This window comes from Oribacterium sp. oral taxon 108 str. F0425, assembly GCF_000214455.1.
Classification (GTDB): Bacteria; Bacillota; Clostridia; order Lachnospirales; family Lachnospiraceae; genus Oribacterium; species Oribacterium asaccharolyticum.
This window is the reverse complement of the sequence record NZ_AFIH01000001.1, coordinates 1581310-1593027: the sequence shown is the minus strand read 5'-3', so window position 1 is coordinate 1593027 and position 11718 is coordinate 1581310. Positions and strand designations below refer to the sequence as shown.

Sequence of the window (11718 nt, the reverse complement as noted above, 5' to 3'; positions counted from 1 at the left end):
GTTATTCTATTTTCTAAAGAAGAACTTTTGGAGGAGTAAAGGTGGAAACAGAAAAGATAGAAACAGAAAAAACGGAAATGCAAAATAGTGCAAGGCAAAACGAAAATAAGAGAAAAATCATTTTTGACTGTGACAATACCATGGGAATTCCGGGCTGTGATATGGATGACGGACTGTGCCTCCTCTATCTTCTTGGAAGAGAGGACATCGAGCTTTTGGCCGTCAGTGCAAGCTTTGGAAACAACCGAACCAAGGTCGTTTATGAAAATACGAGGACGATGCTTAGGGAAAGGAATAGAGAGGATATTCCCTTATGGCTTGGAGGATTAAAACCGGAAGACTGGGACTCGGAAAGCTCTCGAAATCTTGTAAAGCTTGCCAGAGCCTATCCGCATGAAATTGATTTGATTGTGACTGGCTCTCTAACAAATATTGCGGGAGCCTTTGTTTTGGATCCCGAATTTTTTAGTCTCATTAAGGGAATGTACTTTATGGGAGGAATCACCGCACCGCTCATTTTCGAAAAAAAGGAAATGAAGGAGCTCAATTTCTCCGTAGACTATAAGGCATCTACCCTCGTTCTCCAAAACGGAGAGAATCTTCATATCATTACGGGAAATGCCTGCCTTGCCGTTATGACCTCTTATTCCGATTTCAAAGAGAGACTTGAAAATTCAAGTCTCGGCCAATATATTTTAAAGAAGGAGAGTGATTGGTTCGCTTATAATGACAGGGAGTACGGCATCAAAGGATTTTACAACTGGGATATGACGACCGTCCTCTATTATTTTTATCCGGAGCTTTTTCGGAAGAGTAAGAAAAACATATATATTACGGAAGAAAATCTGAAAAGAGGATACTTGGAAGAGAGTCTGAAAACAGGCTGTCCGGAAGAAAAAGACTTAGGAAGAGAACTTTACTTTGGAGAAATCAAGGAAAAAGAGGAAGTAAAGCGGAAGATGCTGGAGGCCTTTGCTTAATACTTCGATATTTTTGAAAATCCTGTTTTACTTGATATTAGAAATTTGAAATGATAAGAAAGCAAAAATCAGTAAAAATAGAAGGAGCACAGTATGTCTACATTACAATTCGTTTTCGGAGCAAGCGGATCGGGTAAGACGGAGTTTTGTGTTAGGAAGGCCCTGGAAGAGGCGGAAAAGGACTTAAACCACAATGTCTACTACCTGGTTCCGGAGCAGGATACCCTTGCTATGCAAAAAAGGATTGTAATGCATGAAAACAATAAGGGAAAAGGAATCATCAATCTTGATGTTTTAAGCTTCCAAAGGCTCTATTATGCCAGTTTTTCTCATAGGAACAAAACAGTGCCGAAGGCTCTCGATGAAATGGGAAAAGTCATGGTTCTTTCTCTTGTGGCGGAAAAATACAATCGCAATCTGCTTTATTTTCAGGGAGAAATCGATAAACCGGGGTTTCTCGAGGAAGCGAAGTCTCTTATTTCGGAATGTATGCAATATGGGATAAGCCCGGAGAATCTAAGCAACTGCGCGCTTAAGTCCGTTAAAAAGCTGACAGGAGCAAAGCTCCATGATATGGCGCTTCTTTATGCGGGCTTTTTAAACTGGCTTTTGGAACACGGGAAATATACCGAGGAAGGGATTCAAGACCTTGCTTTAGAGCAGGTTTTACAGGATCCGAATTACAAAAATGCGACTTTTCTTTTGGACGGCTTTACCGGTTTTACCGTTTCCGAGCTCAGATGTCTTGAAATCCTTATGGAAGGAGAGAATAACATCCTGATTTCTCTGGAAATTCGCAGTCGGGAAGAGGGAAATCTCTATGAGAAGGGAGATATGTCTTCTCTTTTTTACCTGACAAAGGATGCAGTAAAGGAAGTAGAGGAGCTTGCCTTAAAACTGAACGTAAAAGTCCTCCCTGCGATTAATGTAAATCTTTATGACAGCATTAGCGGAGAGAGACGGAAAGAGGGTGAGGTCTATCCTCGCTTTGAAAAAATACCGGCGCTTCAGAAAATCTGCGATGACTATGCGTATGGAAAGGCGGAAGTAGAGAGAGCCTGCAGAGGGCAGGAGAAAAGGGACGTTAAATCCTTCGAAAAGACGGAGCAAGAAGAGAAGCAAAAAGAGAAGCAGATTCGACCTTTCGGGATTACGCTTCGCGAATGCCCGAATATTCTAAGAGAGGTGGAGGAAGCGGCAGTAGAGATTCGCGCTCTCGTAAAGGATGAGGGCTATCGCTATCGGGATATTGCCGTGATTGTTCCGGATCCGGAAAGCTATCGGGACATTTTATTTAGAAAATGGAAGGATTTGGAAATTCCCTTTTTTCTGGAGGAGGATATCAAGCTTATGGATTCTCCTTACGGGAAGGTGCTTCGGAGTGCTCTTTTGGTCCTCGAAAAGGGCTTCCTTTTTGATACGGTATTTCGCTATCTTCGTGCCTTTCCTTATCGGGGAGCCGGGGAAGAAGAGCTGGTGGACCGATGGGAAAATATTGCAAGAGAAAGAGGATTGAAAGGGCTTCCGGCCTTTTCTTCCTTACTAAAACCGGAGGAAGATGAGACAGAGGAAGAAAAGAATGGAGAAAAGAATAGTGATCTTCAGCCGGGCGCACGGAATAAAGAGGGAAACATTCTCGAAAAGCCTAAAAAGAACGCAGAAGACTATCTAGCCCATAGGGACTTGGCATGCCTTATTGCCTTTTATGAGAGAAACAGAAAAAGTGCGGAGAAGAAGGGGGAAAAGGAGCAAAGCGAGGAGAAGCAGGAGGGGGAGACACAGCAAAAAGAGGAGAACAAGGAGAAAGGTTTAGTTCTTAAGGACAGGATAGACAGTCTATCCGAACTTCTGGAAAAGACGGATTTGGAAAACAGGCTTTTAGAATCACTTTCCTTCCTCTCGGAAGAAGGCATGGAAAATAGGGAGGAGAGCTTTGAAAAGAGCATAGGAATCATTTTGGAAATGATGGAAAAAATGAGGGAAAGTCTCGGCGAAATTTCCATTTCGAAAAAATCTTTCGGAAAGCTCTTTGATCTTGCATTTTCTCTGGAAAAATTAAGACAGATACCGGCAACACTGGATCAAGTTGTGGTCGGAGATTTACGGCGCTCCCGTTTTCACAATCCGAAGGCCTTTTTATTCTTGGGATTAAGCTCGGAATTTCTTCCGAAAGGAATGGGGAAGAAGATTATTTTCACGGAAAAAGAAAGAGAATTTTTACGGGAGAGCGGATACCGGCTTTCTCCGCTTTCCTGGGAGGAAAGTTATATTGAGAAATATTATGTGTATAAGGCTTTTCTTACGCCGAAAGAAAGGCTCTATTTGTCGTACCCGAGAGCAGTTCGAAATGGAAAAAGCGGAAAGGCATCGCCCTATCTGAAAGAGCTCTTTCCACTTTTTTCGGACTTGAAAATCATCTATTCCGAAAGGCAAAAACTCCCGATTTATAATGGAAAGAGAGCTTTGGAAGAGTTGGTAGAAGAACTTCCTAAAAAATGTACAGGAAAGAGTCTTTACTTACAGAAAGAAGAAATTGTTCATCGTTTTAAAACGGAGAGTTTCCGGCTTTTACATTATTTATGGAACAGGGAAGAATATCGCGAGGAAGTGAAGAAGATACTGAAGGGGATTTTCTTTGAAAATACGGAAGAGCGTATTACGAAGGAGATGAGCCTGGCACTCTATGGAGAAATCCTAAAAGGTTCCGTAAGTCGTATGGAAATCTTTTATTCCTGTCCTTATGCCCATTTTCTGCAATGTGGCCTGAATCTTAAGGATAGAAAAACAAGTGAAGTACAGGCTTTTACTATCGGAAATCTCTATCACAGAATGCTGGAGCTTTTCTTTAGGAAGCTGATGAGAAGGAAGGATATGGAGGAGGCTTTCGGAGAAAAGCTGGAAGAAATTTTAAACGAGGTTTTAGAGGAACTTTGGCAGGATCCGGAATTCAGTCTCTTCCTTTCCGGCGGAAGAAACGAATATTTACGAATGAAGCTTCAGAAAAATGGAAGAAGAATCCTTTGGGCGCTCGGAAAGCAGCTTTTGGGCGGAGATTTCAGACCGAAAGCCGTGGAAGAAGAGTTCAAGATGGAAGAGGAGGGACTGCAGCTTCGAGGAAGAATAGACCGGGTGGACGAATATCTGTCGGAGGATCGGAAAACGCTTTTTTTGAAGGTCATCGATTATAAGAGCGGAAAGAAAGCGTTTTCTTTGAAAAATCTTTTCGCAGGACTGGATTTACAGCTTCCGCTTTATATGGATTATGTTCTGCAAAGGGAAAAAGAGAAAAATTCGAATCGGGAAGTGCTTCCTTCGGCACTTTTCTATTTTACCATGGAGAACCCCGTCATTCCTTATGATAAGGACAGTGATCCCGATAAGGAGCGTTTAAAGGCGTTTAAACCGTCCGGGCTTGTGAATTTCTCCGAGGAGAGTCTTTCACATCTGGAAAAGAGGGAAGGGGAAAGCCTTCTACTTCCCGTGCAGTGTAAAAACGGCGAGGTTGAGGAAAAAGGAGCGGCTGTTTCTTCCGAAAAGTTGGAAGCTCTTTTGGCATTTGCCAGGAAGGAAATGCTTGAAGGCGCTAAACGCATTAAAGAGGGGGAGAAAGGGATTTCCCCGATAAGAAAAGAGGGGGATATTACTTCTTGCAGCTACTGTCCTTATCACAGTATCTGCGGTTTTGATGAGGATCTCCCGAATTTCCGATACCGAAGTCCCGATTCCCGAACAGACGAAGAACTCTGGGAAGAGATTCTAAAGAAGACAAAAGGGGAAACAGAGGAAGATATAGAGACGAGAAAGGAGGATGGCGATGAGTAAATGGACAAAGGAACAAAGCGAAGTCATTTCCCACAGAAAAGGGAATTTACTGGTTTCCGCGGCAGCAGGATCCGGAAAAACCGCAGTACTGGTAGAGCATGTCATTGATCGCCTCCTTGATAAAGAGCATCCAATCAGCCTCTCTTCCGTGGTGCTTATGACCTTTACGGAAGCTGCCGCATCGGAAATGAAGGAAAGGATCAAGGCACGCTTAAAGGAAGCCTTTTTAGAGAATAGAGATCCGCATATTGAACGAGAAATAGCGGAACTGCCGAATGCGAATATCAGTACCATTGATGCCTTTTGTAAGAGGCTGATAGAGGAAAACTACACGAGCCTCGGTATTGAACCGAATTTTCGTATCGGAGAGAAAAATGAGCTCGCCCTCCTTAAAGAAGATATTGTAGAAGAGCTTTTAGAAGAGGAATACGGGAAGAAGGAGGAAAGCTTTCTTTCTTTTGTAGACCGCTATTCCACGGGAAAACAGGATAAGGGAATACAGGAGATTATTTTAAAGCTGTATTACCTTGCTATTGCCAGTCCCTTTCCGGAAAAGTATCTGAAGACGCTTTCCGAGAACAGCAGCAGTGCTTGGAAAAACTATCTCCTCGCGAGCATCAGGAAGCGAGTGGAGGAAGCGATAGAAACGCTTAGGGAGGCTATCCGGATTTGTTCAGAAGAGGGGGGGCCTTCCGAGTATCTTGTGACGGTGGAGGAAGATTATCAAAGCCTTTTAAGAGTAAAGGCAATCCGGTCTTCTCAAAAAGAAAATACGGAAGAGATTTTGGAAAGGAAAGAGAGCGAAAGTGGCGGAGAAGCAGCGAAGCTTTTAGAGAAAGCAGAGGAGATTTTAGAGAAATCAGAGGAGGCAGGGGCTATTCTTCGCCGTACAATTGAAGAAATACAGACGATTTCCTTTAGCCGCATAAAGAATTCCAGGGCGGAGAGAAAAGAGGAGGTTAAAGGTAGAAGAAACGCGGTAAAGGCGCTCGTACAGAAATGGCAGAAAAACTATATTCTGATTCCTGAGGAGATAGAAGAAAAGGCGGAAACAGAGGGAAAAACTTTATTGCAGGAGGCAATCCGTCTTACCCTTCTGTTCCATGCGCGTTATCAAAAAGAAAAGCTGGAACGAAATATTCTGGATTTTTCGGATCTTGAACATTTTGCGCTAAAACTTCTCTATACGGAAAAAGACGGTGTGCTTCACTTCAGCACCCTTGCGGACGAATTGGCACAGGAGTATACGGAGATTCTCGTAGATGAGTATCAGGATTCCAATATGGTGCAGGAATATCTTGTGTCTGCCTTATCCAAAGAACGCTTTTCGGAGGGGAATGTCTTTCAGGTCGGAGATGTAAAACAGAGTATTTACCGCTTTCGTATGGCAAGACCGGAGCTCTTCCTTCGGAAATATTATGATGAAAGCTATCCCAAAATCTTTTTGCAGAAGAATTTCCGTTCCTTAAAAGGCGTTATCGATGCGGTAAATGCCTGTTTTTTCCGTATCATGAAAAAGGAACTCGGCGGAATCGAGTATGATAGGGACAGCAGTCTTTTTCAGGGGAGAGAAGAAAAGGAAGATACGGACTCTCAGACAGAGTTTCTCCTTTTGGAAAAGGAAGAGAACAAGCCCGAAAAAAAGAAAGGGGAACAAACAGAGGAAGAAAAGGCGAAGGGCAAGAAGGAGGAAAAGCAAGGAGAAAAGGGCGGAGAGGCCGGCTTAGAGAAGGAGACCGACCTGCAGTTAGAGTGCCGTATGATTGCTTCCCGTGTGAAGGAATTGCATAAAAAGAATATACAGTATAAGGACATGGTTATTCTGCTTCGCTCTCCGAAGAAAGTGGCAAAGGAGATGGTGGACATCTTTTCCGAGGAGGGAATCCCGAGCTTTGCGGTGAGTTCGGACGGTTACTACTCGCAGGTTGAGGTGGAGACGGTTCTTGCCATGCTTTCCATTATCGATAACCCGAAGCAGGATATTCCGCTTGCCGCCGTTCTTCATTCAGCTATGTTTCACTTTACGGATGAGGAGCTTTGCAGCTTAAAAATCGCGTACGGAAGCCTTTCCGAGGCACTCTGCATTTCTTTGGAGGCTATTGCCGATGGAAATATCGGTAGTGAAAATGTATGTAGTGGAAATAAACACAATGAAACTATTTCCGGTGAAAATATATGCAGTGAAAAAGAGAATCCATTGCAGGTGCAAGCGCCACTTGACCAAGCGCTCTATGAGAAATGGAAGGATTTTTGCACGAAACTGGAGCGCTATAGAAGGCTTTCCCGAAATCTTCGCGTTCATGAGCTTTTAACCCTTCTTTATGAGGAAACTTCTTACTATCTTTACGTTTCTGCGCTTCCCATGGGAGAGAAGAGAAGGGCAAACCTTGACCAACTGATTGAGGATGCTCTGCAGTTTGAAAAGGGGAGCTTCAGCGGGCTGTTCTATTTCATTCGTTATATCGAAAAGGCAAAGCAGAAGGAGTATGACGAGGGAGAGGCGAATATTTATTCGGAAAAGGATGACCTTCTTCGTATTATGTCCATTCATCAGTCGAAGGGCCTGCAATTCAAGGTTGTATTCCTTTCTTCCATACAAAAAAATTTCAACAAGCAGGATTTACGAGAGTCCATCCTGCTCGATGAAGAGCTTGGCATGGCCTCTAACTATCTGGATCAGGAAACAAGAATCCAATATCCTTCTTTACAGCTCTCTGCCATAAAGGAAAAAATGGAGGAAGAAAATCAGGCGGAGGAGCTTAGATTGCTCTACGTTGCGATGACAAGAGCGGAAGAAAAGCTCGTCATGACGGGAGTGATAAAAAATCTTGCTTCTTATCTGGAAAAGCACCCGCTGAACGAAGACATTAAGACGGAAGAGATAAGAGGGGCGAATTCTTATTTGGATTTTATTATGCTGGCCTTTTCAAGAAGCTTTACGGAGAGTTTGGAAAACCCGCTTGTGAAACTGCGTACATTTACAAGAGAAGCCCTTTCTGAAAAGAAAGAGGAAGAGGAAGGAGAAAAGTTTTCCTTTAAAGACGCGCTATATTCTTATTTAGCGGAAAATCATGAAAAAACTGTGGAAGAAGAGGAGTGGGATAAGGATTTTTCTTACCGATATCCGCATGAGGAAAGTACGCATCTCTATCCGAAGTATGCCGTCTCCCTCTTAAAGAAGCAGGCGATTGAGGCAGTAAAGGAACAAGGGGATAAAGAGGGTGAAACGGGAGGAGAAAGCGAAGGGCTTAGCGAGGCGGAAAAAAGTGGAAAAAATCGGCAAGTGTATGAAAGAAATACGGAAAAAAGAGAGAAGGGTCTTGGAGCGAAAATCGGAGACAGCTTTCACCATGCACTGGCTCTTTTTGACTACACTAAGGGCCCGGAACAACTTCCCTCTATCTTAGGTGAGGAAGAACTGAGTCTTTTAAACAAAGAGCAGTTTCAGACTTTTCTTTCCTCAAGCCTTGGAGAATGTTTTAAAAAAGCGTATCAGGAAAAACGACTTTTCCGGGAGAAGCATTTTATGAGGGCGCTGCCTTATCATTCTTTATTTCCGGAAAGGGTGGAAGAGGATGAGGTGCTTTTACAGGGAATTATCGATGCTTTTATTGTGGAGGATGACGGAATTATCCTCGTGGACTATAAGACGGATCGTGTAAGAGAGGGAGAAGAGCTGAGAGAAAGGTACCAAAAGCAAATTATGCTTTACAGCGATGCCCTGGAAGCCATTCTCGGAAAAAAGGTAAAGAGAAGAGTGCTCTATTCCTTTTATCTTGGGGAGGAAGTGGAGATTTTGCCCCGGGAGGATATGGTGAGAATTCTGTAGGAGGATATGGCGAGAATTCCGGATTGACGGAGGGGGCATCCTAGAGTAAACTAGAGCCTTAAAGTATTGTGAATGGTCGCTGCCGGGAAACCGGGAGAGGAAAGTCCGGGCTTCACAGAGCAGGATGCCTGATAACGTCAGGTTGAGGCGACTCACAGGAAAGTGCAACAGAAAAGAACCGCCGTTTAAACGGTAAGGGTGAAAAGGCGATGTAAGAGATCACCGGTTCTCCGGTAACGGAGGATGCTATGTAAACCCCATCCGAAGCAAGGTCAACAGAGGGCATAAGGCTGCTCGTCTGCTCTCGGGTAGACCGCTTGAGGCTTATGGTGACATAAGTCCTAGATAGATGACCATTTTAAACATAACCCGGCTTATAGCAATACTTTAGCCCCCTCTTTCGAGGGGGCTTTTTTTCTTAGCTATTACGGCCATAGGCAAAGTGCAGAATGGCTTATTTTTATTCTTCAATCTCGACTTTTTCCATGATTACTTTATTGACCGGAGCATCTTGAAAACCTGTTTCTACGGAAGCGATTTCGTCAACCGTATCGAGCCCTTCAATCACCTTCCCAAAGGCGGCATATTCCCCATCCAAGTGAGGAGCATCCTCATGCATAATGAAGAATTGGGAGCCTGCAGAGTTCGGATCAAAGGCTCTTGCCATGGAAATTACTCCACGTTCATGTTTAAGGTCATTTTTTACGCCGTTAGAGCGAAATTCTCCTTTGATTTTATATCCGGGACCGCCTGTGCCGTTTCCGGAAGGGTCACCGCCCTGAATCATAAAGCCCGGGATAATGCGGTGAAAGGTCAGGCCGTTATAAAAGCCTTTTTTACCAAATCCAGAAAATTTTCCACCGTAACGGGAGCAATTTCAGGGTATAATTCTAAGCGAATAGTCTTGCCACTATCCATGGTAATTCGTACAATAGGATTAGCCATTTTAGTTCTCCTTTTATTTACACGATAATGATAACAAGGGGATTGTAACAGCTTTCAAGCTAATACACAAGAAAGACTCATGGGAAAGCTTGGATTTAGATGGATAAGGGGAGTAGAGAGAATTAATGGATGAAGCTAGTGGCTTTTCTTACCGCTCTTGCGAACTCTGTGGAAGAGCATGCAAAGTAAATAGAGAAGAGGGACAAAGGGGATTTTGTAAGGCCGGAACAAGTATGCACATCGGGCGAGCTGCAGCACATTTTTGGGAGGAACCTTGCCTTAGCGGAACAAAGGGGAGCGGAACCATTTTTTTTCCTCCTGCGGGCTCTCCTGTGTATATTGTCAAAACCAAAGGCTTTCCCGAAAAGAGTCGGGGCAAGAACTCAGTGTAGAAGAACTGGTGGAAGTATTTTATCAACTGGAAGCAGAAGGATGTCATAATATCAATTTTGTGACACCGGAGCATTACAGTCCGGGGGTTCGAGAAGCCATGCTTCTTGCTCGTAAGAAAGACTTCTCACTACCCTTTGTTTGGAACTCTTCGGGCTATCAAAGCGCTCGGACTCTAAAAGCATTGGAAGGACTGGTTGATATTTACCTCATGGATTTTAAATACTGGGAGGGGAGTCTGGCTGAGCGCTATTCGAAAGCAAAGAATTATCCGGAAATCGCAAAGGAAGCTTTGGAAGAAGTCGTTCGACAATGTCCGGAGCTCTATTATCGGGACGGATTATTAAAAAAAGGAGTGATATTACGACATTTACTTCTTCCGGGACAGGTTTATCAGGGAAAACGGATATTAAAATATAGTTTTTGCCGATATGGAAATCATATACTATATAGTCTTCTTTCACAGTATACTCCTTTTGGAGCATTAGACTGTTTCCCGGAAATAAACAGGAAAGTCTTCGGAAAAGAATATCAAAGGCTCGTGGATTATGCCCTTTCTTTGGGAATAGAAAAGGCTTTCATTCAAGAGGGAGAAAGTGCAAAGGAAAGCTTTATACCGGATTTTTGTGTGCAGAATTTAGCTTTTAAGGAGAACAAAACTAAATGATTAATTTTACGGTAGGCCCGGTGATGACATCAGAGGAGATTCTCTCTATCGGAGCGGAACAGCTGCCTTATTTCAGAACGACAGACTTCTCCGAAATCATGCTGGAAAATGAAAAGTATATCCTGAAGTACAGTAAGGCCGGGAGAAATGCTCGGGCTGTCTTTATGACTTGCTCCAGTACGGGCTCCATGGAAGCCGTCATAATGAACTGTTTTACCAAGAGGGATAAGCTTTTAGTTATTAATGGGGGAAGCTTTGGACAGCGTTTTGTCGATCTATGTGAAATCCATGAAATTCCCTATGTTTCGATTGCACTTGAGTATGGAAAAAAGCTGCGAAAAGAAAAGCTTTATGAATATGACGGACAGGATTTCACGGGACTTCTTGTTAATGTAGATGAAACCTCTACGGGGGTTTTATATGATGTCGAAATGCTTGGAGAATTTTGCGAGAAGAATCATTTATTTTTTGTCTGCGATTGCGTTTCCTCTTTTTTAGCGGATTCTTTTGATATGGATAAGGTCAAGGCGGATATCATGATTACCGGTTCGCAAAAGGTTCTGGCCTGTCCTCCGGGGATTTCTATCATCGTTTTTTCTGAAAAAGCGGTAGAGAGAGTGAATTGTCTGAAAACAAAAAGTATGTACTTTAATTTAAAGTCCATGCTGAAAGATCAGGAGAGAGGGCAGACATCCTTTACTCCGGCGGTCGGAATTCTACTGCAGATTAATGCAAGACTTAAGGAGATTGAGAGACTGGGCGGTGTAGATAAAGAAGTGGAAAGAGTAGCCCTCCAGGCAAAGGATTTTCGGGAGAAAATAAAGGGACTGCCTTTTATGCTTATCTCAGAAAGTCCTGCCAATGCGGTAACTCCTTTGCATCCGCTTTCCGCCAATGCCTATGAAATTTTTCTTCGCTTGAAAGAAGAGTATGGAATTTGGGTTTGCCCGAATGGAGGAGAGTTAAGAGACTATCTTTTCCGTGTAGGGCATATCGGAGCATTGAGTCATGAGGATAACAGCACTTTGGTGAAGGCTTTCCAAGATTTAAAGTTGCGCGGACTATTGTAGTGGAAAGGAAAATAA

General features: G+C 43.4%; 4 protein-coding genes, 1 other RNA gene and 2 pseudogenes. 6 read left to right on the top strand and 1 reads right to left on the bottom strand.

Going from position 1 to position 11718, the window contains the following annotated elements; genetic code table 11:
• Positions 1-41: 41 nt before the first annotated feature.
• From HMPREF9124_RS07475 to rnpB, 4 genes are all read left to right on the top strand, one after another.
• The gene (locus HMPREF9124_RS07475; RefSeq protein WP_009428912.1) at positions 42-980 is read left to right on the top strand and encodes a nucleoside hydrolase; all 939 of its coding nucleotides are present in this window, start codon (positions 42-44) and stop codon (positions 978-980) included.
• A gap of 93 nt (positions 981-1073) precedes the next feature.
• Positions 1074-4802, top strand: a complete 3729-nt coding sequence (locus HMPREF9124_RS07470; protein ID WP_009427906.1) for a PD-(D/E)XK nuclease family protein — start codon at positions 1074-1076, stop codon at positions 4800-4802.
• Positions 4795-8631, top strand: coding sequence for a UvrD-helicase domain-containing protein (locus HMPREF9124_RS07465; protein WP_009429210.1), 3837 nt, complete (start codon positions 4795-4797; stop codon positions 8629-8631). The genes HMPREF9124_RS07470 and HMPREF9124_RS07465 overlap by 8 nt, the downstream gene beginning before the upstream one ends.
• Before the next feature lie 60 nt (positions 8632-8691).
• Positions 8692-9024: RNase P RNA component class A (gene rnpB / locus HMPREF9124_RS11535), an RNA gene on the top strand.
• A gap of 67 nt (positions 9025-9091) precedes the next feature.
• On the opposite strand, the pseudogene HMPREF9124_RS07460 reads toward rnpB, so the two are convergent.
• A pseudogene (locus tag HMPREF9124_RS07460) lies at positions 9092-9549 on the bottom strand (peptidylprolyl isomerase).
• A 152-nt stretch (positions 9550-9701) separates the two neighbouring features.
• Between HMPREF9124_RS07460 and HMPREF9124_RS07455 the strand changes: the two are divergent.
• A pseudogene (locus tag HMPREF9124_RS07455) lies at positions 9702-10633 on the top strand (radical SAM protein).
• The gene (locus HMPREF9124_RS07450) at positions 10630-11703 is read left to right on the top strand and encodes a pyridoxal-phosphate-dependent aminotransferase family protein (RefSeq protein ID WP_009429702.1); all 1074 of its coding nucleotides are present in this window, start codon (positions 10630-10632) and stop codon (positions 11701-11703) included. Before HMPREF9124_RS07455 ends, HMPREF9124_RS07450 begins: the two are co-directional and overlap by 4 nt.
• Positions 11704-11718 lie beyond the last annotated feature (15 nt).